General features: G+C 71.4%; 16 protein-coding genes, 1 tRNA gene and 2 pseudogenes. 7 read left to right on the plus strand and 12 right to left on the minus strand.

Going from position 1 to position 25,451, the window contains the following annotated elements:
• The first annotated feature begins 67 nt into the window (after positions 1-67).
• Positions 68-6,169: a hypothetical protein gene (locus tag ACFXC1_RS47355; protein ID WP_381255615.1), complete on the plus strand. Its 6,102-nt coding sequence runs from the start codon at positions 68-70 to the stop codon at positions 6,167-6,169.
• A gap of 280 nt (positions 6,170-6,449) precedes the next feature.
• Here ACFXC1_RS47355 and ACFXC1_RS47360 read toward each other — a convergent pair whose 3' ends face one another.
• The 4 genes from ACFXC1_RS47360 to ACFXC1_RS47375 form a co-directional block, all read right to left on the minus strand.
• Positions 6,450-9,809, minus strand: a complete 3,360-nt coding sequence (locus ACFXC1_RS47360; RefSeq protein WP_381255544.1) for an SAV_2336 N-terminal domain-related protein — start codon at positions 9,807-9,809, stop codon at positions 6,450-6,452.
• 84 nt (positions 9,810-9,893) lie between these two features.
• Positions 9,894-10,844 carry an AAA family ATPase gene (locus ACFXC1_RS47365; RefSeq protein ID WP_381255547.1) on the minus strand — a complete coding sequence of 317 codons (951 nt, stop codon included), beginning with the start codon at positions 10,842-10,844 and terminating at the stop codon, positions 9,894-9,896.
• Positions 10,841-13,081, minus strand: a complete 2,241-nt coding sequence (locus ACFXC1_RS47370; protein WP_381255549.1) for a VMAP-C domain-containing protein — start codon at positions 13,079-13,081, stop codon at positions 10,841-10,843. Before ACFXC1_RS47370 ends, ACFXC1_RS47365 begins: the two co-directional genes overlap by 4 nt.
• The gene (locus tag ACFXC1_RS47375) at positions 13,078-13,464 is read right to left on the minus strand and encodes a CU044_2847 family protein (RefSeq protein WP_381255552.1); all 387 of its coding nucleotides are present in this window, start codon (positions 13,462-13,464) and stop codon (positions 13,078-13,080) included. The genes ACFXC1_RS47370 and ACFXC1_RS47375 overlap by 4 nt, the downstream gene beginning before the upstream one ends.
• Positions 13,465-13,582: 118 nt before the next feature.
• Between ACFXC1_RS47375 and ACFXC1_RS47380 the strand changes: the two genes are divergently transcribed.
• A complete protein-coding gene (locus tag ACFXC1_RS47380; RefSeq protein ID WP_381255554.1) occupies positions 13,583-13,933 on the plus strand; it encodes a hypothetical protein in 351 nt (116 codons plus the stop codon).
• Here ACFXC1_RS47380 and ACFXC1_RS47385 read toward each other — a convergent pair.
• Positions 13,917-14,141: a Rieske (2Fe-2S) protein gene (locus ACFXC1_RS47385; RefSeq protein ID WP_381255556.1), complete on the minus strand. Its 225-nt coding sequence runs from the start codon at positions 14,139-14,141 to the stop codon at positions 13,917-13,919. The genes ACFXC1_RS47380 and ACFXC1_RS47385 overlap by 17 nt on opposite strands.
• A 1-nt stretch (position 14,142) precedes the next feature.
• Between ACFXC1_RS47385 and ACFXC1_RS47390 the strand changes: the two are divergent.
• Positions 14,143-14,295 (plus strand): annotated as a pseudogene (locus tag ACFXC1_RS47390) (DUF6009 family protein); the annotation flags it as partial.
• A gap of 167 nt (positions 14,296-14,462) precedes the next feature.
• Here the strand turns inward: ACFXC1_RS47390 and ACFXC1_RS47395 are convergent.
• From ACFXC1_RS47395 to ACFXC1_RS47405, 3 genes are read right to left on the minus strand one after another with little or no spacing between them, the layout of a single operon-like run.
• Positions 14,463-15,623, minus strand: a complete 1,161-nt coding sequence (locus ACFXC1_RS47395; protein ID WP_381255558.1) for a cutinase family protein — start codon at positions 15,621-15,623, stop codon at positions 14,463-14,465.
• Positions 15,624-15,635: 12 nt separating this feature from the next.
• A complete protein-coding gene (locus ACFXC1_RS47400) occupies positions 15,636-16,334 on the minus strand; it encodes a hypothetical protein (protein ID WP_381255561.1) in 699 nt (232 codons plus the stop codon).
• Positions 16,335-16,338: 4 nt separating this feature from the next.
• The gene (locus tag ACFXC1_RS47405) at positions 16,339-16,539 is read right to left on the minus strand and encodes a hypothetical protein (protein WP_381255564.1); all 201 of its coding nucleotides are present in this window, start codon (positions 16,537-16,539) and stop codon (positions 16,339-16,341) included.
• Positions 16,540-16,747: 208 nt separating this feature from the next.
• On the opposite strand from ACFXC1_RS47405, the gene ACFXC1_RS47410 reads away from it, so the two are divergent.
• Positions 16,748-17,509: a hypothetical protein gene (locus ACFXC1_RS47410; RefSeq protein WP_381255566.1), complete on the plus strand. Its 762-nt coding sequence runs from the start codon at positions 16,748-16,750 to the stop codon at positions 17,507-17,509.
• Between the two features lie 20 nt (positions 17,510-17,529).
• Here ACFXC1_RS47410 and ACFXC1_RS47415 read toward each other — a convergent pair.
• Positions 17,530-17,689 (minus strand): annotated as a pseudogene (locus tag ACFXC1_RS47415) (IS5 family transposase); the annotation flags it as partial.
• Positions 17,690-17,803: 114 nt separating this feature from the next.
• On the opposite strand from ACFXC1_RS47415, the gene ACFXC1_RS47420 reads away from it, so the two are divergent.
• Positions 17,804-21,598, plus strand: coding sequence for a hypothetical protein (locus ACFXC1_RS47420; protein WP_381255569.1), 3,795 nt, complete (start codon positions 17,804-17,806; stop codon positions 21,596-21,598).
• 313 nt (positions 21,599-21,911) lie between these two features.
• Here ACFXC1_RS47420 and ACFXC1_RS47425 read toward each other — a convergent pair whose 3' ends face one another.
• On the minus strand, positions 21,912-23,162 hold the full coding sequence (locus tag ACFXC1_RS47425; RefSeq protein WP_381255572.1) for a hypothetical protein: 1,251 nt from the start codon (positions 23,160-23,162) through the stop codon (positions 21,912-21,914).
• Between the two features lie 11 nt (positions 23,163-23,173).
• Positions 23,174-23,476: a hypothetical protein gene (locus ACFXC1_RS47430; RefSeq protein ID WP_381255574.1), complete on the minus strand. Its 303-nt coding sequence runs from the start codon at positions 23,474-23,476 to the stop codon at positions 23,174-23,176.
• Positions 23,477-23,932: 456 nt separating this feature from the next.
• On the opposite strand from ACFXC1_RS47430, the gene ACFXC1_RS47435 reads away from it, so the two are divergent.
• Positions 23,933-24,376, plus strand: coding sequence for a hypothetical protein (locus ACFXC1_RS47435; RefSeq protein ID WP_381255576.1), 444 nt, complete (start codon positions 23,933-23,935; stop codon positions 24,374-24,376).
• A 173-nt stretch (positions 24,377-24,549) separates the two neighbouring features.
• Positions 24,550-25,287, plus strand: a complete 738-nt coding sequence (locus ACFXC1_RS47440) for a GNAT family N-acetyltransferase (RefSeq protein WP_381255579.1) — start codon at positions 24,550-24,552, stop codon at positions 25,285-25,287.
• A gap of 61 nt (positions 25,288-25,348) precedes the next feature.
• Here the strand turns inward: ACFXC1_RS47440 and ACFXC1_RS47445 are convergent.
• Positions 25,349-25,426, minus strand: a tRNA-Met gene (locus tag ACFXC1_RS47445).
• Positions 25,427-25,451 lie beyond the last annotated feature (25 nt).

Consider the following 25,451-nt stretch of genomic DNA (forward strand, 5'->3'; position numbering starts at 1 on the left):
GTCCACAGGTCTGGCTGGCCAGCCCCCTTCCTTCTTCTTGGTGCCCACAGAAACGGAGTACGCGTACATGCACGACCGCTACCGCGTCGTCATGGGGCCGCCGTGGTCCCCGTCGAGCGTCTCGGCCCAGGACATTGAAGGCCTGGCCGCCGCGCTCAACGCCTTGGATCACCCGGCCGTGGCCGCCCTGAACGACCTCACGGTCGACATGGTGGAACTGGCCTTCAACTCGCTGCGGCCAAAGGACCGGCAGGAGTTGCTCGGCAGCCTGGGCATCCGCATGGCGGCCCCTCGGCGGGTGAGCAGTGCCCTTTGCCGGGACGTTCTCGCCAGACTGCGGCGTGAGGCGCGACAGCACACCTGCACATGCGGGATCAAAAGACTCACGGTCACCGTGATGAATCAGGTGGGCAACTTCGTCGCGCAGGACGGTGAGACGGTTCCCGACCCCGTTACCCGGTGGGGGGCGACGCTTGTCCGGGCCACGGTCTTCGCGTGGTGCAACGCCTCCGTCACCGACGCACACATCCTTGCGTGGGCGGCGGATCAGGACTGGTTCGCGGTGACGGCCGACGACAAGGAGACGTCTCAGCTCGCCGCTGTCGGTGCCGCGGCTCGGTCCATCGTGGAGGCGAACCCGGACTTCGCCCCCGGAGCAGCGGAAAACGACGAGCCGCCGGTCGCGGGCGACGGCAAGCCTGTGCGCGCTGCCGTCGCCGACCGGCCGGGTACGAATGCCCCCGCCCCCGAGATCGTGGTACCTGACTCCGGCATCTCTCACGAGATGACCGCTACGGCGTCCGACAGCGTCCCAACCGACGAGGAGACGGATCTCGAGGCGGCCTGCCGACAGCTGGAATCGGCCCTCGCGCAAGCCCGGCAAGCCGCGGAGAAGGTGATCGGTGCGGTCGTGGACGGTTGCCCTCCGCAAGACGAGGACATGGCTCCGCTGGCCGCGCTGGGTGCCGTCTTCGACACAGTCGACGCGGTGCTCCGCGCGGCGGGGATCGAGGGGGTGCCTCGCCGCTTGGAGGACTTGACGCGCGCCGCACGCGCGCACCGGGCGGCGCACGAGCGTGACCTCCATGCACGGGAGCCACTGAGGGAACTGCTGGATGTCTCCTCCCGCCCGGACAGCTCCGCCGCTGCCGCGGCTGCCGCGGCTGCCGCCGAGGCCGTGCGCGGCGCGTCCCGCCGCCTGCTGGACACACCGGTGTGGGAGGAGCCGCAACGGGAGGAAGGCGCCGCGCTGGCCGCCTTGGCCCGGCTCATCAGGCTGGGGCGGCAGGCAGATGCCGCGGCGGAGATCCTGGCTCTGCAGGAGCAGGTCGTGCGGGTACTGCCCACGTGTGCCATAGCGGTGGTCATGGCCCCTGAACTGACGTTGTCCCAGACGGAGGACGCCGGCCGCGAACCCGCCGGGGACGAGACGGACGGCATCACCGAGCCTGCCGCCGAGACGAGCGTGGAGTACGGGGCCGTACAACCGGCCGACCAGACGGAGGAGGCCGCCGGCCACTCCACCGAGGAGGCCGCGCCCCACCCCGCCTCCGAACCGGAAGCCGCCGCGCCCGCCCGGACGACAGCCCCCCAGCCGGTCCGCGCCACCGGCGCACAGGCCGCGCCCCCTGCCGACAGCTCCCCGGCGCCCCGCACGGGCCCGGACGCGAACGTCCCAGCGCCCGCGATACCCACGATCCGTCCCACTCAGGACGCACCCGTCCGAGAAGCAGTCCCGTCCGCGGGTGACGACACCGACGAGGCCGCAGCCGAGCGGGCCTTGGCGCAGTTGGTTGTGGATCGGCGCTTCGGACTCGCCCACCATCTGGCGAGGGCCGCCGACCACCCCGAGCCCCAGGTGGCGGCGCTCCGCCTGGCAGGTGCCGCCGCGCTGCTCACCTCCGGCGACAGCCAGGGCGCCCGGCTGACGGCAGACCTGCTCCAGGAGTACGGCGGATACGCGGGCCGGGACACCGAGGGCAGCGAACTTCTCCTGCTGCCCGCCCTGCTGCGTACCGCACTGATCACCGGCGACCACTCAGCAGGCGCTCAGCTCAAGGCGCTGGTGCCCCGGCTCCCGGACCGGCTCGGGGAGGCGGCGACCGCTGTCGCCGACCGTGCCCTCAGCGGGGCCCTGATGATCGCTTCCCCGCTAGTTGCCGACACCTCCGAAAGCGAGCTCCGGCTGCGGGAGTTGCGCGAGCAGAGCCGTGCTCTGCTCGCGCCGCAGAGGCTGCGGTTCGCGCGGGCGACGGAGATCGCAAAGCACTGGCTGGCCCCCGACGACGGGATGCTCGGATCGCTGCTCACGACCGTCGTCGGCGACAACCGCGACGCGATGCAGCAGGTGCGCGAGCAGGCCGAGCGGCTGTCGAAACTGGCTGAGGTCAACAGCGAGATCGACCGCATGGACCGCAAGCACCGCTCGTCCAGCGGAAAGCCGTTGCAAGGCTCCGGGCGGCAGGATCTGGTGCATCTCGTGGAGCGAGCCGTCGGCCTCGTCAAGGAGTGGTGCCTGGTGGTCGACAGCACCCGCCGCGGCGACCGTTCCGACAGCAATCGTGCGGCCAAGGAGATTTCCTCCCTGCGTCAGTCCCTGCTGGACGGCAGGGAGGCCGCGCTGGCCGATCTGGAGCAGCTGGCGCGGAGCTCGGACGCCGTCTCGGCCGCGACGGCCTGGGCGGCACACGCCTCGATGGAGGACCTGTTTGCTCTGCTGGCCGGTGACACCGTGACTACGCGTTCCGGCGGTCCGGTCGACCCAGAACTCGTGCTGAACGCGGAACTGCTGAAGGTGTGCGACACCCCTGACGAGCGGCCGACGCTCGACGAGCTTCTCACCGCGGTCGACCGGAGGTGGCAGGACGCCTTCGACGAGCGGCTCTCCCACGACGCCTTCACCGCGGCCCGTACTATCGTCGAGCTGGCCGGGCGAGGGCTGCTTCCAGCCGCCCGAGCCGGGGAGTTCGTCTCGCCGAAGGACACCGAGATCGACGACCGGGAGGCCCTCCGGCGCACACAACTGCGCAAGGCACACGGCGAACTCGTCGCCGAGCTGCACCGCGCGCAGGCGGACGGTGCTGTGACCGAGGACCAGGACCTGGGTCTTCAGGAGCTGCTGGCCGACGCCCATGACCGCCTCGAAGGTGCCGACCGGCACGACCTAGTGGACGTGCGTCGGGCGCTCGACACGGTACGGAGTGACCTGCCCGCCTTCCGGCGGCAGGCGGCCGACCGGATCCGCGCCCGGCTCGACGCCTTGGACCCCACCACGGAGGAGCGGGCCCAGGTCCTGCGGCGCCTGGAGACGAACGACCTGGCCACCGCCGCCGACCTCGTCTACTTCCTGGAGATCGGCGAACCCGTCCCGGAGATCGAGGGAGGCGAGTCCCACCTGCCTGACTTCTTCCCGGCCGTGCCCCACGGCCTGCCGGGAGGCATCGACCACGACCTCGTCGACCTCGTCCGGTCCGGCGGCAAGCATCCGACGCTTTCCGTCCTGGACTACGGAGGCCTCTCGACCGACGAGGCGGCACTCGCGGCCGACGCCCTCGACGAGTGGCGCGCGTTGGCCGCCGCCGAGCGGAAGGACCGGCTCCAAGTGGCTCCGACAAGACAGGTGCCGCCGCTCCTCAAGCTCCTCGGCTACGACGCCAAGAGCGCCAGGCCGCTCGATGACCGGTCCCAGCACCGGCGGGAATACCGCCTCTTCGAAGCAACCGGGGTTGAGATCAACGGCAGGGCGAAGGCGCCCGCGTTCGGCTCGCAGATCAGGGAGCAGGGCGGCAACCTACGGGTGATGATGGTCTGGGGCAGACCGCCCGCCAAGGTCGTCATGAGCTGGGCAGAGCGTGACACCAGCGATGCGAGCCTCCTCGTCGTCTACTTCGGCACACTGAGCCGTGAGGCCCGCGTCGAACTCGCCGTCGGCTCCGGCCGATTGCAGCCGCTGCTGGTAGTGGACGATGCCGCCCTTGCCTATCTCGCTGCCCGCGGCAACCGCCAGGTCAGCACCGCCACGCAGACACTGCTGCCCTTCTCCGGCGTTAACCCGTACATCAGGGAGAAGCGCGGCCGGATCGGCGGCGAGATGTTCTACGGCCGTGAGGCCGAACGCAAGAGCATCCTCGACCCGCGCGGCACCCAGGTCATCTACGGCGGCCGGGGGCTCGGCAAGTCGGCACTGCTCGCCGACGCCGGGGAACGGTTCACGGAGCAGCGCCCCGGCTACCACCAGGCGGTGTACATCAACCTCGACCAAGAGAACATCGGCAAGGGCAGCTCGTTCGGGCCGGAGACGCTGTGGAGCGTCCTGGAGCGGGAGCTGACCGAGGCGCAGGTACTCGACGACCGGCCGCAGGGGCGCAGGAAACGGCAGGAGATCTCCGATCGGGTGCGCGCCGGCATCCGGACCTGGCTGGACGGTGACTCGCGCCGCCGTCTGCTGATCCTGCTCGACGAGTGCGACCAGTTCTTCGAGGCGGACGCCCCGCGCTTCGACCAGACCAAAAAGCTCAAGGGCCTCGGGTCCGACACCAAGGACCGCGCCAAGGTCGTCTTCGCCGGACTGCACTCCGTGCAGCGCTTCTCCAAGCTCGCGAGCAACGGGCCGTTCGGCCACCTCGCGCAGACCCCGAAGGTGATCGGCCCGCTGGCTCCTCAGTCCGCGGCCGAGCTGCTGGTCGAGCCGATGCGGGCGCTCGGATTCGAGTTCAAGGACCTGGATCTCGTCAACCGGGTGCTCGGCTACTGCTCTTACCAGCCCTTCCTGCTCCAGATGTTCGGGCACCGGCTGGTCGAGCTGATGCACCGCAAGCGGGCGCGGCGCGGAGCCGAGGGCCCTCCTTACGAGGTGGAGGTGACCGACATCGAGGTCGTGGAGTCGGACGCCGCGCTCAGAGACGGCATCTCGGCGGCCTTCAAGGACACGCTGAGCCTCGACCACCGCTACGACGTGATCGCCAACGTGCTGGCCTACCACGCCCGCCATCACGGCCTGGAGGTGCGGCTGAGCGACACCGAGCTGCGCGAAGAGTGCGAGACGTACTGGCGCAAGGGGTTCGAACAACTCGACACCGAGGGTTTTCGCGCCTACCTCTCCGAGATGGTCGGCCTGGGCATCCTCGCGCCCAACCACGACGGCCTGGGCTGGCATCTGCGCGGCCCCAACGCCCTGCGCATGATCGGTACCTCTCACGAGGTGGAGGCCCGCCTGCTCAGGGCCGAGCAGGACTGCAAACTCCAGGAGAGCATCGTGCAGGAGGGCCGCCCCGAGCTGCCCGACGGCCAGCCGGCTCCGCTGACCAACACCCAGCTCGACGACCTTCTGGGCGAGCGGTCCAACCGGACCAGGGTCGTCCTTGGCACATCCGCCACCGGAGTCACCGACGTCGCCCGCACCTTGCGTACGATCGCCGGACCGATCGATGGCTGGACGCTGCCGCCCGTCGGCAAGCCCAGCGTCTACAAGCAGGAGCTCACCGGCGGACGCCCGCGCGAACGACGTGTCGTCATCAGTGACTTCGTCAACTATCGGGAACCGGTGCGGCCCGAGACCTGTCGGGAAGCTGTCGACCTGGCTGAGATGCTGCTGCCCACCACCCCGGGGGTCACCCGCGCGGTCGTCCTCGTCACCGACACCACCCAGCTGGCGCTGTGGCGCACCCTGCTGACGGGAACCGAACCTACCTCGGCCGCCCCGGTGGTGCTGCGCCGTCACGACCGCCGCAGCCTGCGGGGCTGGGCTCAGCGCGTCAACATGTTCCACACGGAAGACCGCCTGGACCGTCTCCACGAGCTGACCGGCGGCTGGCCGCTCTTGGTCGGCCGAGCACATCGCCTGCACGACGAACTGGGCGACCCCGACGAGGTGTTGCGCAGCCTGGCAGGCCTCCGCGCGGATCGAGCCGAGGCACGCGCCTTTGCCGAGGCGACCGGCGTGTATGCGGACCCGCTGCTTACCGCTGGATACCGGGCCCTCGACGACGAGTTCAAAGACGGCCCTTTCGATCTGGAGGGCGCGGTGACCGCTGTGGCGCTCAAGATCGAGGACGAGGACGAGGCGCGGTGGATCGTCAGCTGCCTCGACGCTCTTCAGGTTCTCGACCGCGAGGACACCCAATTGCGCCTGGAACCGCTGTTGCACCAGTGCGTGGCGCTCGGCGTGTGACAGTGGGTGACACCAGTCCGGCCGCCCGCATGTCCGGGCGGCCGGTCGTTTTCACGGTCACCGTGCCAATAGCCGACCAGACACGGCGAGGTACATTCTGGGCCAGACGGTCTCACGGGCAGGCGAGGTGGTGAAGCCGCACGCGGCATTTCTCAGGGCTGTGCGGAGCAACAATGGCTTCCAACTCGGACATGGTTGTCCCGTTTGCCCGTGCCCGTGTCCACAGCCACGTGAAGTACTCGTCTGTGGTTGCCGCCCAGCCTGAAGGATGCGGGAGCGGTCATGGAGATGTCGGTCGTGGTCCCAGTAGTAGTGCCGCGAGTTGGAGGTAGGCCTTGTAGACCTCGGGTGTCAGCCAGGAGAGTTCTACGGTGCTGCCCATGGCGAGGTGGCCGTCGCGGGGGACGGTGACGAGGCCTCGGCAGCGGGAGCTGAGGGCCCGTTTGGCGGCCGGGTCGAGGGTCCAGCCTGCGGCGGGGCGGCTGTGGTTGAGCACGATGACCGCCTCTTGGACCAGGTCCGAGCGGTTGGCTGTCAGTAGCCGGTCCATGGTCTGCTGGGCCTGGGTGAGCCCTGCGGGGTCGGCGCGGGAGACGATGACGACGCGGTCGGCGTATTCGAGGACGACGGGCAGCGGCCGGTCCGCGTCGATGAGGGTGAGAGCGAAGTGCTGCTGCGTGGCGAGGGCCACGCGGCCGAAGTCCGGGTCGGTGTAGTGGACCCCTGCGCTGGGGTGGGACAACGAGTCGTTGGCCAGGACCATGAGCCCCGATCGGTGCGGGGACAGGAACAGTTGCAGTTCTTCGAAGCCGTGCACGTCGTGGAGCGAGCCGGCCAGGTCGGACAGCCCTTCCAGGGTGTCGCGGAAGATGCGGCGGACGAGGCGGATCTGGCCGCCTGTGTGCCGGTCGGCGTCGATGGCGAGCACATGTTCCTGTCGCTGGTCGGCCAGGACCGCGCCGAGCACCATGGTCGTCGTGGTGCACCCGACCCCGTCCTTCGCGCCCAGGAGGGCGATGCGCAGGGGTTGCTGCAGGGGCGCCCGGATGGTCTGTATCCAGCCCTCGCTGCTCGTTTCCGGGCCGGCGGCCGTCTCATTCTGCGGCGACGGCGTCGCGGTCTTGGCCGGTGTCCAGGTCTCCTCCTCGGTGGCTGCCCACTCCGGGCCTCCGGGCAGACGCGTGACGAGGGCTTCGGCCACCTCCTGGGCGGTCGGCCTGTCCTCGGGTGCAGTCGAGACGCAGCGCAGCAGCAACTCCCGCAGCTCGTCGTCGAGTTCTGAGAACTCCCGGCAGCGCTCCAGTTCGCTGCGCTCGTAGACGTGCCACACACGGCCCGTGACCGCGTGCAGCAGGATGGCGCCCATGGAGTACACGTCGCCCGCCGCGATGCGTGACTCGCCCCAGTAGGTCACCTCGGGTGCGCGGTACGCGGAGTGAGTCGGTACGGATGCCGTCGACGCGCTCCAGGCGCCGTCGATACGAGCCGAGGTCCAGCTGATGATGTTCAGCGTCGACTCGGTGATCAGGATCGCGCCCGGTGTCAGCGAGCTGTGCACGATGCCCCGGCGGTGGCAGCGGCTCACCGCGCGTGCCAGATGCCAGCCGAGCCACGTGAACAGTGGTGTTCCCACCGGTCCGGCCGCGGTCAGCACGGCCCGCAGTGTGGGAGCCGGCCGGCCGTCGGCGAGGGTGTCGAGCCGCAGGGCGAGCCACGGTGTGGCGGCCCAGACACCGCTGCCGACGACGACGGGCGCGTAGAGCCCGTCCATGCGGCGCAGTGCGCGGTGCTCGATGTCCAACAGTTCCTGACCGACGGGGGAGTCGAACGACCAGGACACACGCAGCAGTACCTGCCGTCCGTCTTCGTCCTCGCCGATGTAGGCCGTGGGTTTTCCCCCTGTCCCGTCGCGTTGCAGGAGCGTGTACGGGCCGAGTGCGTGCAGGTCCTGCAGGCGCAGCGGCAGCCAGGTCGGCGACGTCTCCAGCCCCGTCGGCAGACGTATCTCCTCGTACTCGACGACTTGCTCGGGCGCCGGTGCCATCGGCCGGGCGCCCAGGTGGGTGAAGAGGCGGTCCTCCAGCCAGGCGAAGGGGCGGGTGCCGGGCAGCAGTTCGCCGGTGCCCGCGGGGTGTGCGAGCCAGGCCGGGAAGTCGGGTGAGTGGCCTACCAGCGTGCGCAGACGCTCCGTGACGGCTCGCGTTGTGCGCAGCAGGTCCATCGGGGACGCCGTGTCGAGCAGGATCTCCTGGGCGTCCCTGGGGAATGCGAACCGGCGGTGCTGCGCCGGGAGCCGCTCGTCGGCCCGGTCGACCTGGCGCATCAGACCGCCGAGGAACACCTCGGCGAGATGAGCGGTGTCGGCGCGCCAGGGGACCGCCGCCTGGACGAGCCGCATCACGGGCACGGTGAGCGGGGACACCGCGGCAAGGTGGGCGGCCAGCCTGTACGCCTCCGGCGAGGCCGCGTCGCGGAAACGCAGGACGGCGCTCGGCGCGTCCGTGCCACGGGTGTCGGCCCTGCCACGCGGCGTACTGGCGTGCGGCGGCTGCAGCAGGGGCAGCTTGGCGCTCGCACCCGGCGACGCGACGAGCCCAGCCCAGACGGCGATCGCCGGCGGGTAGGGCTCAAGCACGGGGACCGGCACACCCGTGAAGTCCTCGCCGAGCCCGGGGGGCAGCAGCGGGTCGGCCACCTCCCAGGTGCTGTTCGCTGCTCCCCGCCGCCTGCTTGTCACCAGCCAGGGCTCCGAGCGGATCCCCGAGCCGTCCCACAGATGCGCGGGCAGAGTATGCATGATCGCGGTCGGTCCCTGACGCGCCCAGCGCTCCAGAGCCTTCGTCATCCGCCCGTCACGCCAGCACACCCCGACTCCGTCACTGATCACCAGGACCAGAGTGCGGCCCGACGGGTCGACGACCGAGGCCGGCGAGAGAGCCGAGGCGTGCGGGTCGAAGGGACGAGCCCGCAGCAGCGGCGCCCGCGCCGACCGCGTGTCGAGGCCGTGCACGCGGACGTCCCGGAAGGCACCCAGCCGTTCCAACAGGGCACGCAGTTCCGTCGCCAGGCGCCGCCACAGCAGCATGGATATGCCGTCGTCGATCAGCAGAACGAGGTTCAGCCAGCGCTGCCGCGCGGGCCGCGTCACCATGTCCGGCAGCCCGGTCTCGGCCAGCGCCGCGGTGGTGGCCTCCTCGTCGAACTCGGTCTTGAACGGATCGGGCCGGGGCTGCTTCAGCGAGCGCAGCGCGCGTCCGAATCGCAGTTCGTCCTCCCCGAGCGCCTTCTCCTCAGGAACACGTACGGGCATTGCCCCCTCGTGCCTGCCTGTTCGGCGTTCCCTCCCGAGGCCGGCGAACTCGGGGGCGCTGCGTGCGGCCGCAGCGGCGTGCAGGGCACCGAGCAACTGGGCGGGAGGTGGCGGCTCGGCGGGAGCGGCCGGTGCCGGGAAGCCGCGTGCGGGCCCGGTACCCGAGGAACCCTCACGTGTACGGGCGTTCTCCGCCATTCCTGATCCCGCAGGACGCGCCGAGGTCCCGCGCAGGGAACACGCGAGCGGTGCGTCGGCGTCTGCGGGCAGTCGCGTCGCCAGCCAGACGGCGTCGAGCAGCTCATGGATGGACAGGTCGTGCCCGGTCAACTGAGCCAGACTGCTCAGCGCCGACGGCGCAGGGGCGGCGCCGGACTCCGCCGGGACATGCGGGCCCCTACCGTCGGCTGGCATCTAGATCGCCCCGCCGAGCCGGTGCAGGACTGCCTCGAGCAGGCCGTCGGCGTCCAGGTCGATCCCGCCTTTGCGCAGGAACACGGCGTTGAGTAGCTGATCCGTGGCCAGCTCGCCGGGCGCCCGGCGGTTGAGGAAGGCGTGGAGGAGATCGTCCACACCGTCCAGGGCCCCCTCGCCGAGGTGCGCGGCCACGATCTCGCGCAGACGTGCCTCGTCGGGGTCGGGCAGGTCCAGGCGTACGCAGCGGCGCATGAAGGCCGGCGGGAAGTCACGTTCGCCGTTGCTGGTGATCACCACGACGGGGAACTCGCGGCAGCGGACCAGGCCCCGGCTCACGGTGACCCGCTTGCCGTCCGCGCCGTGGGTGAGGACGGCGACCTCGGACTGCGCCTCGGGCAGCCGGGACAGCTCGAGGATCTCGAACTGGCCCTCCTCGAAGACGGTGAGCAGGTCGTTGGGCAGGTCCACGTCGCCCTTGTCCAGCTCGTCCACCAGCAGCACCCGCGGCCGGTCACGCGGCACGAGTGCTGTGCCCAGGGGGCCGAGCCGGACGAAGGTGCCGATGTCGGGTTCGGCGTCGCCCTGTTCCTTGCGCAGATGAGTCTCGCGGAGGCGGCCGATGGCGTCGTATCCGTAGAGGGCATCCTTGAGAACCGAGCGGCTGTTGACGGGCCACTGGAGCACCGGCCCCAGGGTGAGCTCATGGGCGATGGCGTGTGCCAGGGACGACTTGCCCGTACCCGGGTGGCCGGTGACCAGCAGGGGGCGGCGCAGATGCAGGGCGGCGCTCACCACGTCGGCCTCGGTGCGCCCGATGAGGTACGGACGGTCCGGGCCACGGGCAGCCGAGGCGCCGGCGAACTGCCGCCACGGAGGGGCCTCGGGAAAGGCCACCTCCCGGGCCACGCGGTCTCCGCGGAACAGCCGCCACCCATCGCTGTGCGTCATGTCTCCTGCTCCGTTCCTTCCGGTGGGTCAGCGAGCTGGAGGTCATCAGGCAGCGGCAGTTCGGCGTCCTCCCACACCAGCGCGGGGCGCCCGGATCCCACGTCCTGCGCGTAGGCGCGGACCCTGAAGTGCCGCAGACGCTCCGGCAGTTCCTCGACCGAACTCTCCCGCACGATGGCATCGAGCGGGGGCCCACCGCCAGAGCCACCGCCTCCGAAGGCTTTGTCATCTCCGCGGCCCTCGCGATCCCACAGCACGATGGGGACACCCATCGCGATACAGACGACAAGGAGTTCGCCGCGGTGCACGGCGCTCCCCTGCACGAAGACGCGCGCGCTGTCCCGGTGCGTTGTCTTCAGCAGTCCGATCAGCCCCGCGCGCCCGCCGACGGCGTGGTCGACCACGAGCGGGGGACTCTGCGCACGCGCCTTCCACCGCCGCTTGAGGTCGGAAGCACCGGTCTTGGAACGCAGCCACAGCTTCGGGCAGCGCAGCACGAGGTGGAAGTCCTCGCCGAGCGGGGCGGGGATGACTTCGTCGGCTCCGGCCCCGTCCCACTCGTCCACCGGAAGCTCCAGTTCGTCCGGCGGTACGGACACGGCGACGAGTGCCACGCCGTCTCCCGTCCCGTCGGCCCCGCCCGCGATTTCGCGTATGAGCTGGGCGATCTCCTGGCCGGTACGGGGCCGTTCCGAGCCCGTACCGGCGCGTGCGGCAGTGCCGTCCGACCGCAGCCGCCAGACCGAGCAACGGTAGTGGCCTGCGGAGTCCTTGGCGTACCGGTCGAGTTCCACGAGGATCCGCGCGCCGGCGAGAGCGGTGCGCCGTGACCATCGCTCGGCATCGGCGCGCCGCTCGTGCAGCGCCGATGGGTGCACGCCGAGGCGGCCGGCGACCCGCCGGCTCCACTCCTGCAGCGCCTGGCAGTCCAGTCCACCGGTCTCTGCGGCCACGTATTCCACCACCCGCAGCAGCGCGGGCAGTCCCGGCCCCTCGGGCACCGGCGAACTGTCGCCGCACCAGGTCTCCAGCTCCCGCAGCACACCGGGCACCGCGGGGAGTGCGAGGCGGGCCGCCTGGAGGGACTGGGGCAGGTCGAGATAGGGCAGGGCGGCATTCGCGGCGCGGTGCAGCAGACCCGGATCGTGCATCACGAGATGCTGCACCTTGCCGAGCAGAACGCGGTATTCGGCGACCGACAGCAGCCGGGCCGCGCCGGTGAGCCGGCTCAGGGCGAGCAGCCGGTCGAGCTCGGCGCGACCGCGCGGATCGTCGGCCACCTGGGGGGCCAGCGACTCGGCGAGCGTGGGCAGCGCCCGCTCGGTGCCGCTGAGCAGATGCGCCAGCTCCTCCACGGAAGGCGCGGGCCGCTCTGCCGGGACGTGCAGACCGAGTTGGGCGGCAAGTGCGCCGGCGTGCGCGGCGCGTGCCCCCGGGGCGCCGAGCAGGGTGTGCAAGGGGCCGACCATCATGTCGCGCACCGACTCGTCCACATCAAAGACAGCGGGTTTCGCCCACAGCGCGTGCAGGTGCTCATCGGGCACCGCCCCCGCCCGGCGCAGCTCCGCCAGGACCGACTGCCAGCCGAGGCCCCAGCTGCGCCGCACAGTGTGCTGTGCAGCGAACGCCGTGTCCGGGGCGGCGATCCGGCCCATGACCAGGCCCACGACGGCGCCGTCGGCCGTCGACCACAGTGGCCCGCCGCTGTAGCCCTCGTCGATGGCGGCCCCCGACAGCTGTCCGTCGAGGTAGCCGATGCCATCTTCGTACCAAGCGACCCGGACGTCGGCGTACGAGAACGGCTGCCCGCCCCCGTACCAGGCCCTGACCTCCTGCCCGCTCGTCATCTCCACCCAACGGGCAGGGCCCACTGGCGGCGGCGGTTCTTCGTCCAGTTCGAGGACGGCCAGGTCGCCCTCCCACCTCAGCGAGCCGTCCGCCGTCGGCCCGTACCGCTGGGATCGCGGGGGGATCCAGGCCGCGAGCCGCGCCTGCCACGTGCGGGTGGCGGACAGCACCGGGAATGCGACATCGAGCATGACGCTGCCGGGGTCCTGAGAGCTGAGTACGCGCAGGCCGAGGGCCGCGTTGACCACGTGCGCGCAGGTCAGCAGGGACCGGCCAGTGAGATACACGCCCGCGCCGGCCGTGCGCGCCCGGTCTTTCGCCAGCACCTGGACGAGCGCACCGCGGGCGTCCGCGGACCGCCCGTCCTGTGCCGCTGCGAACCAGGTCACGTCTCGGGCCCGCGGGGCAGGTGCCAGGTGGCCGAAATAGTCATGCTGGCCTGGCCGTTGGTGCCGACGATGCCGATCTTCAGATCTTGGCCGATCTGTACCCCGAAGCCGACGGAGATCTCCTGCGGAGGGTCGGGGATGCCGCGTACGGAGTCGTGCACTTGCTGAAGCACGGGGCCCAGCGGGCTCAGCACCGTCCGCAGCGCATCCGTGGCCAGCGCCCCGACGCGCGCCCCGCGTCCCACCGGCGTCACTCCGGCGATGCCTGTCGGCAGATCGGTACCACCCTCCGGGGGCGCCGGCCCTTCGCCTGCAGCCGCCAACTCAAGACGGACACACGCACCGTCATCGAGAGTGAACTCCATGTAATCGTAGTGTGGCACAACCAGCATTGTGCCGAGCAATCAGGTCACCAGACAGGGGAGTTGAGGAATACGTTGCGCGCAACTCGTGAACGCCGACTTCCCGCAAGGGGGCGGCAGCGCGAAGAGAGCACCGGCCATGTCCTCGCGTACGTTCGTCGCCCGCACCTGGGAACTCGTGGGCCTGGCCTCGTCCAAGGAGATGATCCTGTCCAACCAGCGCAAGCACTACCCCGGCATCGGACTGCTCACTGACGTCCAGTCCTTCGCAGACCGGTATCTGGACGGTGCCGCCACACGGCGCGGGCGGCTGCTTGGGACACGCACGGAATGCCGTGTGTCACCCGGCTGTGTCATGCCGCGACCGTGGCTGCAGTTGCTGCGCGGGTACCCTGCCGTCCGCCCTATGGACATCAAAACGCTCGTGGCGCACACGAGTCCCGTGCACGAAGATGACCGGCACAGGTTGTTCCTCAGGCGTCTGCTGTGATCGCGACGTTGCCTCCGCGGATCTCTACCAGACGGTTGATCAGCGGTGTGGTGGCCGGACCGGAGAGTACTGAGCCGTCTGTGATGTCAAAGATGCTGCCGTGGCAGGGGCACGCGATTGTCCCATTGCTGACTTCACTCACCCGGCAGCCCTGGTGTGTGCACTTGGCGTAGAAGGCCCAGGCCCTCGACAGGACACGCCGCCGCAACCCGCACGACCGTGACAGCCTCCCTGGCGGCCTGTACCGGGAAGGTGCCCCCGGCGAAGCCGTTGACCCGCGGACCATCGAGGTGAAGAAGGTGGGGGAGAAGACCCCGCGCTCGCAGAGCGGGCCGGCCGCCATAACCGGCTCTCGCTCCTGACGGTCCGCGGACCGGTACGTGGCCGCTTTCACCCGGCGCACCGCATACGGTCTTCCCCACGGCCTGCCGTTACCGACGGCCGCCTGGCTGCGTTGGGAGCCTGCGACTGGCTGCTGCCCGCGAGGTGACGCATACCGCAGTGCCCGGTGCCGCCGACCATCTCGTTTTCAGCGCCGGTGCAATTGCCCTGTCACAATTGCTGGCGTCGAAACCTTGTAATCCAGGGTGCCTTGGCCTAGAGGTGTCAAGGTGATGTCTACCTCTGGGATGCAGTGGGAATTTTTGGTGATCTCTTCGCGTACGACAATTGCGCGGGCTGAAGCCTGCGTAAGGAGCCACTGGCCGCTGCATCCGAGGGTGGGGTAGCTGACGGTGGCTACCTTCTCTCCCCGGTGCCCGCCGGTGTAATGGACATCGATGGTGTAGTTCTGGGTTTTATCTTGCAGCAGCGTTCCGTGCCAGTCGCCCACATATGGGGCGTCGGAGGGTGCTGGTCGGACAGGGGGTGAGGTTGCTGATGGCACGATCGGGCCGCGCGTCTTGTGAGCAAGCCAGTCGGCAGCACTGGTGGTATAGCCGGTCTTCTCGTAGGCAAGGTGATAGGAAATTTGGGTGGCGAGGAGCTTTTTGCACAGGTGAGAGGGCGTCGCGCACGCAATTGCTGTGGCCGGGGCAAGATCGCAAACTAGGTCTTTGGGTAGGCACCAGGAACGCACCTTGGCAGTCAAAGCCTTGGGGAAGACCGGCCTGACGCCACCGTGGGTGGAGGGCAGCACGGCCAGAATCGGTATCGCGCGCTTGTGGGCTACGGTTGCTACAGCTACGTCCTTGGAGTTGTAGCGGGGATCACCCAGGAGCGATACAGCATCAATTTGGACGCCGAGATGCCGGTCCACAGCCGAGCTGCTTTTCCAGAGATTGTTGAGGGTCCCGGCAACCACGTCGGCACCCTGGGAATATCCTGCAATGCCATAGCTGTTGTTCGCGCATTGACGATTATTCAAGTACAGCGCGTTAGTCAGCTGCTCTACTCCCTGAGCATAGCTGGCGTCGTACATTCCCCAGAGTCTGGGGTCCATCACGTTCACGGCGACGTAGTCGATTGATTCGAATTCAGTGAATCCGGAGGCGGTCCGCCCAAGGCGATGTTTCACTGCTCCGATTGTGTCACCGAACCCTGCATGCTCGCCTGACCCGCGGACGCCGATGAAGATGTGTTTCCCAGTGCAGCTGGGCCCTGGCTGACTCGCGGATGCGCTGGTCAAGCAGCCGCCCGCAAATGCGGCGAGGAGCAAGAACAGCGCGGCGTAATGGGATCTGGCACGCATAGGCTTCGCCTCTCATCGAACCGTGGAGCCTGGGCTCGGGGGCGTGGCGGGGGTTGGGCAGGGGATCGCGGCGATACCGCCCTGCTGGGGACCTGCGGCGGTGACGCGGAAGCCGGTGGGGCCCGGCCAGGCTGGCATTGGGACGCCTCGGCGCTGGCGGTCGGCGCTGGCTGCAGCGGCGATAGCGTTGGCTGCTTGGCGCGGGTCGGTCGCGGAACCGTGCAGGGTAAGGCGGAGAGCAGCTGGGCCGTCGCCGTCCGTCCACGCGAGCGTCAGGCCCGGCTGGGACCAGCCGGGCTGCTGCCAGCCGTGGTAGCTGACCTCGCGCAGCCACTCGTGGCGCAACTGCCCGGTGAGTACTTTGCCGTGCCGACGGGCAGCCGCGGCGAGCATACTGCCGGCGTTGAACAGCAGCATGGCACCCGGAGTGCCGATCCATCCGCCGCCCTTGTCGAAGTTGCGGCAAGCCAGGACCGTCCGGGCAGTAGTGACGGCGATGCGGATATCCACTCCCTTCAGCGTGGCACTCTGCTCCCACCGGCCTTGCGCCAGGCGGAGCACCTCGACCGTGGTGGCCCTGGTGGAGTAAACGAGGCGTTCGCCTTCCCAGAGGGCGAACGCACATGGGCCCGGGCCGCGCAGCGGCTGCGGGTAGACGGCTTGGTCGACTGTCTCGGCGTAGTCGACGATTGCCAGAATCGGGTGGCCCATGACGTCACCAGAACCAGATGACGATGCTGCCGCCCCGGTACAAATACCAGGCGTAGCCACCGAACAGCGCGGTGCCGAGAAGCATGACGGCACCCGCGCCGGGCAGGGCAACAAGAGTGACGACAGCCAGTACGGCGTAGAAGATCCAGGCCTTTGAGCGTGGCTTGACCTGCCGCGTTTGGTGGTCTTCCAGGGATTCCACCACCGGACTCACCTTCCCTTCCCGAAGCCCGGGCGGTTAGGCCGGACATTCCGGACGAAAGCTTCCCTCGGCTGTTCCAGCCTCTCGCGACATCCTGTCGAGGTCAGGAACGGAATCCACCGTTGTGCTGGGCGTTCGGCAAGATCGTGCAGCAGCTGGCACCAGTCGGCAAGATCTTGCGAGCCCGGTGTACCCAGCACACTCTGAGGCCGTGAACCGACAACAGCTGCGCATTCTGGTGGCCGCCGCGCTGGACTGGATTGCTGAGCCGATCCTCAACGACGGCATCGAGGGTGCCGAGGTCGTGCTCGCCGACTCCCCGGACGCGGTGCGCCGAGCGGTGGAAGACAGACTCCGGTTCGATGTCGTGCTCGCGGATCTACTCTGGAACGATCACCGGCTCGAACGAAACTTCGATGGCCTGGATGTCCTCGACACACTGCGCGAACTGCAGCGCAGCGCACCCGCGATCATGGCCGCCCAGGGCAACAACATGGAACGCGACCTTCTCGACGAAGCGAGAGTCCGTCCCGACGTCGTGGGCGTCGTCGGCAAGTTCCGCGCGCCCGCGGACCTAGTGGAGGCTATCTGCCTCGCCTCCACCGGACGCAGACTGCCACCACTACGGTTTCCTACCTGCGCCGATGGGACAAAGCCCACCCTGCACGACTACTTCGGTTCAGGCCGCCGCGGAGCCACCTGCGCCCGGATGGCCGGCGCCATCGCCGCCGGGCAAGCCACCGACTACCGCTCCCTGCACCAGGCTGCCCACGTGCCGCTCAACACGGCGAACAAACTCGTCGGCTACCTCGGCCCACTCATCCTGGCCCGCGGCGAACACCCTTCCCACCTACCCATGAACTGCCAGGCCGTCTTCCGCTGGTGCGGCCAGCACGAGCACTACATCCTCAGCTGGTGCAGACGCTACGGCCACCCCGACGTCACCGAGCCCACGACACGGACTACGGCATAACCCCGCCCATGGCTCGGACGAGTCGGGCTTCGCTCAACGAGGTGCTGGCGGGCCGTCGACCCACGCTTTGCAGATGGCCGGGTGGGCTGCGGCGACCTGGTCGAGTAAGCGCGTGCTGGCCGTCGAGTCCTGTACCCAGGCAACGCTGACCAGCACCGCGAGCAGGAGACCGATGGTGTCGACGTCGACCGGCAACAGCTGATCTCTGCCAGTGCTGGTGAAAGGAGCGGCAGGTCGGGCGAGGATCCGCGATATCGGTGCGGGGGCGGTGGCCGACGGGTCTACGGTGCTGCGGTGAGCGACGAGGTGGCGCCGGTGGGCGCGAGTGAGCTGTCCGAGGTCGACGACGTCCTCGCGGAGGCCCTGACGGTGCAGGGGGAGGCGGGTGTACGGGCGTTGGGGCTGATGCGGGATGCCCACCGGGTCCTGACCGGGGAGGGTTTCGTACGGCCGGCGGAGGTGGCTGCGGCGTGTGTGCGGTCCGCGGCGGACGCGCTGCTGGGCCTGCCCGGCGCCCCGGTCACGGTGGGCCTGCAGTCCGCAGCGGAGGACCTGTTGGCCGCAGTGGACGCCTTCGGGCCGCCAGCCGTCGCCGTGGAGGTCGGCCCGTCCGGCGAGGCCGCTGCCGAGGTCGCCGGCCAGAAGGCGCCGGGTGCCGGGACCGGAGCCGCCGACACCGGCTCCGGTGAGCCGCAGGCCTCGTCGGTGACGGTGGGCGCGGTGTGGGAGCGGGTGACGGCGGCGGCCGAGGTGCTGCGCGGCGAGCTGGAGCGCCCAGGTGGCTATCACCGCGGGCGGGCCCGCGGCATCATCGAGCGGCTGACGGGCGCCGTGCTGGGCGGGGCGCAGGAGCGGGCGCTGGATGTGTGGGGGAAGGTCTACGGGCTGGCATCGGGCATCCTGCACGGCCGGGCGGCCGGCCCCGGTGACGCCGTCCTCCTCTACACCGAACTCCTCGGAGCGGCACGCGAGTTGCTGGTGCCGCTGCCGGAGCGCGCGGCCCGTGTCCTTCAGCTCGCCGCGCTCAAGGACCCGGGTGCGGCCGAGGCGGCCGAGCTCGCACGCTGGTGGGACCTGCGCGCCACGGACTACTTCTTCCGCTCCACGCCGGCGCCGGTGTGGCTGGACGTGCTCCAGGAGCATGCGCCGCACCTGCTGATGCCGGACCAGGCGGCCGGCGGACGGTGGCCGGTCACCCCGTTCCTCGACCACGTCGCCGCCGCCGACCCGGACGCAGTCCGCACCTGGCTGAACGAACCCGCCGGCAAGGGCGCCGGTGTCCCGCGGGCCCAGGAGATCGCCGCCGCCGGCCGTCTCGCCCTGGACGCGCTGCTGGGCCTGGCCGTGCGCCACTGGGACGCCGTCGACGCCGGCCAGCTCCAGGCCGTGCTGGCTGGCCCGGCTGTCCGGGACGGGGGCGGCCCGGCGGTGGGGGCGACGCTGCGCCTGGCCGCGCGGTGGGCCCGCGCGGTTCCGCGCGCTGAGCGGGCGGGGCAGTGGATCGGGGTGGTGGAGGGGCTGCTGGCCGGCGCGGTCGAGGACGAGCACACCGGCCACCTGGCGCTCGATGCGGTCGCCGGGCGGGTGAAAGCCCAGATGCGGGCCGCCGGCCTCCTTGACGGCGACGACGAGGACGTCGAGGGCGCGGCGGGCGAAGGAGGGGGCGCGGACTGGGTGGCGACCGAGGAGGAGATGCGCGAGCTCATTGCCCTGGAGGTCGCCTCCCATCTGCCCGACCACGACGTCGCCATGCTGGTGCGGGAGTTGGCGCGCACCGCCTACCCGGCTGGCCGCCCCGGTCCCGCGCACCGCAACATCGGCGCCGTCCGGGCGGTCCTGGCCAAACTTCTCGCGCGCGATGTCGAGGCGACCGCCGGGCAGGTCTGGCCGGTCGTTTTCTCCGCCGACCTGGACCAGGTGCATGTCGCTGATACCGCGGTGTTCGGCGGGCCGCGGCTGGCGCGCGCCGTGCTCGATCTCGCCGCGGCGGACGCGGAGGCGGGCGTGGACCTGGCCGTGCGCACCCGCGGGTTGCGGCGGGTGGCCGCCGTCGACGCCCGGCTGCACGACCGTCTCCTCGCTGCGCATCTGGCCCACCGCCCGCCAGCGGCGGGCGCGGGCGGGGCGGGGGACGGCGAGTGGTGGCAGGAGGCGATCGCGCTCGTCCCCCGGCTGGTGGCCGGCGAGCCCGCGCCGGAGACGGCCCGCCTCGTCGAGCTCGTGCTGCGCACCTGCCCGCCGGAGAGTGCCGCACGGCTGGAGGAGGACGTCCGTACGGCGCTCGGCACGCCGCCGTCGGCCGCCCTGGTCGCGGAGGTGGTGCCCGACGGCGCCGAGCGCGTCGACGGCCTCGCCGAGCCGCTCGCCTCGTGGCTGCGGGTGTGGGACTGGTCGCCCGTCCTGACCCCGGTGGTGGTGGCGGGCTGGGAGCCGGTGCTGGACGCGGTGGCACGCCTCAGGCCCGAGGGCCCGGCGGACCCGCGTGTCGGCGCCGTGCTGGACCCGGTGAAGGCCGACGTGTCCCTGGGCGAGGAGGAGTTGGCCGGGCTGGGGCCGGTGGAGGCCGCGGTCCGGATCGCCGGCGCCCCGGACGCGGGCGGCGTCGGGTACGCGATGGTGCTGCATCGCCTCGTCGCCGCCGATCCGGCCGCCTGGACGGGCGACGTGCCCGCCGTCCTGGACGCCCTCAGGCTGCCGGGGCTCGCCGGCTTCTACCTCGCCGCGGCCGCCGTCTACGCCGACCGGCCCGGCGCCTTCCCCGACGGTGCGCTGTCGGCGGCCGTTGCGGCGGCGCTCGACCTGCGCCGCGGGTTCGCTGAGACGGGCCCGACCGTTGGCAAGGACGGTATATGGCGCCGGCCGGCCGGGATGTCTTTCGCCGGTCAGGCGCTGTTCGACCTGCTGACGGCCGCCTGGCGCGCCGACGGCCTCGCCGGTGACCTGGAGAAGGACGCCGTGGCGTACCTGCACGCCCTGGCCGACCCGCTCACCCACCCCGCCGAGGACGCCGAGGAGACCGGCGACGTTGCCACCGCTGCCGCCGGGGACAGCGCCGGCGCTCCCGGCGCGGTCCAGGACCTGCCGGGTACGGCTGCGGACGCCGGCCCGGAAGCCGCTGTTGTGGGCGTGGGGGAGGGGACGGCGCCGGTGCTGGGCTCGGATGGGGAAGTGCGGGCGCTGGGCACGCTGTTGGAGTACGCCGTCCACCGGGCCCGTACCGCCGGCGAGATGCCCGAGGATGTCCTGGACACGGTCGCCGCCGTCCTCGCCGCGCACGCCGGCCAGGAGGCGGTGGCCACCGCGGTCGGGGTGCACCTGCCGGCCCTGCACCGCCACGCGCCCGCGTTCACCGCCGCCCACCGCACCGCCCTGTACGGGATCGAGCCCGGCCGGCCCTCGCCGGCCGCCTCGTGGCTGCGCTGGGGACCGTACGACCGGTTGCTGCTCGCCGCCCTGGACCGCGCCGAGCTCCTGGCTGCACTGCGCGCGCAGATGCCCGGAGCCGACGGGCACCTCGCGAACGCCCTCCTGGACGACCCGGCCGTGCTGGGTGATCCGGCCGCCCTGTGGGCCGAGTTGGCCGGCGGCACCGACGAGGGCGCCGCCGCGGTCTCCCGGCTGCTGGAGGCAATCGGCGGCCGTGCCCCGCGCGCCGTCGACGGCGTCCCTCTCCCGCCGGCCGCCGGTCGGGTGGGGGCGGCGGTGGTGCTGTGGCGGGCCGCTCTCGCGGCCGGCCTCCCGCCCGGCGCGCTGGCCGGTGCGGGCGCCTTTGCCGACGCGGCCGTCGAGGAGGCGGTGTGGCTGGAGTTGATGCGGGCGAGTGCCGAGTACTCCCTGCCCCTGACCGATGCCGATCTCGTCGCCGAGCGCGCAGCGGCCCACCCCGATCGTCCCGACGCCCTGCTGCTGGCCGCGCTGCTGGTTGCCCAGGCGCCCGGGACGTGGCAGGAGACGGCCGTACGACGCCACGCCCGCGTCCTGCTGGATGCCGCAACCGCCCTGCCCCCCGGCGAACGCCCGCGCGGGGTGGGGGAGTTGAGGACGGCGCTGGTCAACGCCGGCGACCTCGGCGCCGCTGCCTGCCGGTGAGCCGCGCCCGGCGCCGGAGCCCGGCCCACCGCGGTGCCGGTGCCGGGCGCGGCCGGTCACGAGCACGAGCTTGAAGGGAGTCTCGGCCGGGCCCTCGCCCGGGTCTGAGTGGTCGTACGACGGTGCTGGCAGTTGCTCCCGCTCGTATGACGGTCACCGGTTCGTCGTGCGTGGGCCCGCCCGGTGGAGAGGCGCTGTTACGGCTGTGCGTGCAGGTAGTCGGGTGTGTGCGATCGCCGTCGCCGGGATCAGGGGCGATCCGGCGGCGGGGTACCGGGGCGGTGTTGCTCGTGCGCCGTGGGCCGGCGGGTGTCTATGCGTGCTGGGCCTGTAGTACGGCGGCGAGGCCGGGTGGGGCGGTGTCGCGGTAGTGCTTGGGCTGGATCAGATGGAAGGTCCCGTCGTCGGCGACGAAGAGGGTGTCGGGGACGATGCCGTTGCGGCGGGCGCGGCTGGCGAGGAGGCGGTTGATGCCGGTGGCGAGGACGATGCGTGGTTCGTCGGGGGACAGGTCGTCGGCGACGAAGAGGGTGTCCGGGGCGGTGCCGTTGCGGCGGGTGTGTGTGGTGGCGAGGCGGTTGATGCCGGTGGCGAGGACGGTGTGCCGCTCGTCGGGGGAGAGGCCGTCGGCGACGAAGAGGGTGTCGGGGAGGGCGCCGTTGCGGCGGGCGCGGCTGGCGAGGAGGACGATGTGTGGTTCGTCGGGGGCGAGGGTGCCGGGGACGGTCCCGTTGCGGCTGGCGCGGCTGGCGAGGAGGCGGGTGAGGCCGGTGCTGAGGACGCTGTGCCGCTCGCCGGGGGGGAGGATGCCGAAGACGCGGGTGAGGGCCTGTCCGCCGGGGAATCCGGGTTGATCTTCGCAGAACAGGGCGACGAGCCAGTCGCTCTCACCGCCCAAGCGCAGCTGTTGACCAGAAGGATCAAGCCACACGAGGCGGGCGGCGGCCTGCGAGGAGCGCCGGGTCGGGGTGCGGGCCTGGGCGGGGGTCTGGGCGCGGGTCCAGGCGTCGTGCCAGGCGCGCACGTGGCGGGGGTGGATGCCGCAGCCGCGGAGGAAGGCGGCGCACTGGGTCCAGGTGGCGGGCAGGGCTTCGCGGCGGGTGATGCGCCAGGCGCTGGTGAGGGGGAGGAGCAGGGCTCCGTCGGCGTCGTCGGTGGTGGCGCGTTCCTGGAGGAGGCGCAGGGCGGGGGCGCCGGCGCGTTCGTAGGCGGCGGCGAGGGCCGCGGTGAGGTCGGCTCCGGTGCGGATGGCGGCCATGGCGGGGGCCTGCAGCGTGGCGAGGATGCCGCGCTGTTCGGCGCGGGCGGTCCGCCACAGCTCCAGGACCTCCTGCTCCTGGCCGGCGTCCGCACCGCAGGCGCGGACGAAGGCGGTCACGACATGCTCGGGGGCGACGGGGGTGTGCAGGCCGGCGGCCCGCTTGAGGGCGCTCGCGGAGACGGTGGTGCGGGCGGCGAGCTCGTGGAAGGTGCGCCCGGAATTCTCCTTGAGTCCGGCCAGGACGGCGCAGAGGCGGGTGTGGCGGCGGCCGGCACGGTGGGCGGCGCGGGAGGGCGAGGTCATCGCGGCGGCCCCTACCTGCTGGTCTCGGTGCCGGCGGCCGCGTGGGCGGCGGCGGAGGCGAGCGAGGTGAGCAGGCGGCGTCCTCCGCTGGCAGCGGCGATGGTGGCCGCGCCGATCGTCCCGCACCCGGCGAGCAGGGTGAGGGCGTCGCTGACCGGCGTGCCGGCGAGGGTGAGGCCGGTGCCCAGGAGCGGGAAGAGGCTGATGCCGCAGATCTGCGCTGTGGTAAGGATGCGGGCCGGGGCGCGCGGGGGCTCCGGGACGGACCGGGGCGGGTGCTGGGGCGCGGACGCGCCGGGGTGGTGCGTGGACACGACGGGGGATCCTCCCTGACGGGGTCGCCACGCGCCGTCGGCCCGCGAACGGGAGTCCGGCGGCGGGGCGGATGGCTGCTACTGGCCGCAAAACCGGGAATTCGGACGGCAGTTGACAGCTGTCGTCCTCCGGTGCCGAAGAGAATGGCACGGCCTCTACCCGCTCCGCTCACCCGGAAAGTCCGATAGAGGCGTGATGTCGGGTTGCTGGTCCGCGTGTGTTCCAGGTAGGCGCCCGGTGTATCTGATTCCTGTCCGGCTGCTCGCGCCTTTCATGACCAGCACACTCGCGGTGACGCCTCGTCAGGACGGTCCGCGTGTGTTCCAACTGGCCTTGCCTCTCGGCCGCTCGGCGGTGATGCTGCGTCACAACCCGGTCTTCGGCAACGACCCCGGGTTTCCCCTGACCCGCTACTGGCCGCAAACCGATGCGACAGGGACACCCCGCAGGACACGGTGACGCGTGCCCGCGGACGAGAGGAGACCGGCCCCGAGCACGGGGACCGGTCTCCTCTCGCACCACCGGCGGACCACGGCGGAGACAGCCTCACCGGCCGGTCCGGCGTACGGCCGCGCCGGGTTCCGGACAGCAGCCGCCTGCCAGCTTCGTACGCCGCCGCCCGCCCGGTGGCGGAGGCCGAAGTCCCCGATCCGGTGGACGAGTTGATGCAGGCACTGGGACCCTTCGTGGTCGGGAACGTCCCGGGGATCTCCCAGGCCCTCTACCGGGCCATGTACCGGCTGCAGACCTCCCACCGGCACGGTCCCCAGGGGCAGGAACTGGCCGTGGAGCGCCTGGTGGTGATGGATCCCGACCGCCTCAGGATCCCGGACACGGACGACGGGAAGCGGCTGCGCGCCGCCCTCAGGGCGATCCGCGACCGGCATACGCAGCCGTAACGGCGGACCGTGGCCGGGGCACGGCTCGATCGGCCGGACCGCGCGGAGGCGGTCGCGCCACGCCGCCTTGCCCCCACCCGAGGAGGGCGGGCGGACGCGGTTCAACTGTCCAGTGCGGAACCGCTGTTCGGGGCGGTCCCGCACCGGGTCCGGCGGCCGTCGCCGTACGACGGGTGCCGACCGGGATCCGGTCCGCGGGCGGTGCCGTTCGCGGGCCGGCGGGTGCCTCTGCGGCCTGGGCCGACGGCGGCGTGCGGGCGGTGCCGGTGCCCGGATCGGGCCCGGGTGTTGTGGTGCTGGGGCGGTATCTCCTCCGTCCGGCGACCCCGGACGATGACCCCGGTGTGGTGCGCGCGCTGCTGGAGCCGGTGGACTTCATGGACGCGGCGATGTCTGAGGGGATCGTCGAGCGGATGCGGACGGGTTGGCGGCTGCTGGCCGGGTTCGGCACCGCGACCCTGCTGCTCGCTCAGGAGCACCCGGACGGTGAGGTCGTCGGCCTCGCCCACGCGGTCCCGCCGGTCCAGTGGCTGTCGGAGGCGGGGCTGGATCTGCAGTGGTGCATGCGGCTGTCGCGGTCGCTCGTCGAGCTGGAGGCGGTGTCGGTGGCCGACAGCGCCCGCGGCCAGGGGCTCGGGCACCTGCTCGTCGACCACCTGGTCGACTCCTACGCCCGCCAGGGCTATGAGGCGATGCTCGGCGGCATCCACGCCCACAAGCCCCACCTGGCGCCGTACTACGAGGCCGACGGCTTCCATGTCCTGGCGCCCGGCGCCCCGTTCGACCTGCAGCTGCCCATCGGTCGGCTCCGGTACCCGGCGGATGCGTCGATGCGGCACCTGGTGCGCCCGCTCACCGGCCGGGTGTCGTACAAGCACGGCGTCCTGCAGGGTTTGCTCGCCGGCCGGTGACGCCGGGGGAGTGAAACGGCTCCGGTCCCCTCCGACGTCGAAGGCGGAGGGGACCGGATGGTGGTAGCGGGGGCGGGATTTGAACCACGCGACCTCTGGGTTATGAGCCCAGCGAGCTACCGAGCTGCTCCACCCCGCGTCGGTGGACTGACCTTACGTCATCA

Origin of the sequence: Streptomyces hokutonensis, from assembly GCF_042751305.1 — a bacterium.
Taxonomy (GTDB): Bacteria; Actinomycetota; Actinomycetes; order Streptomycetales; family Streptomycetaceae; genus Streptomyces; species Streptomyces hokutonensis_A.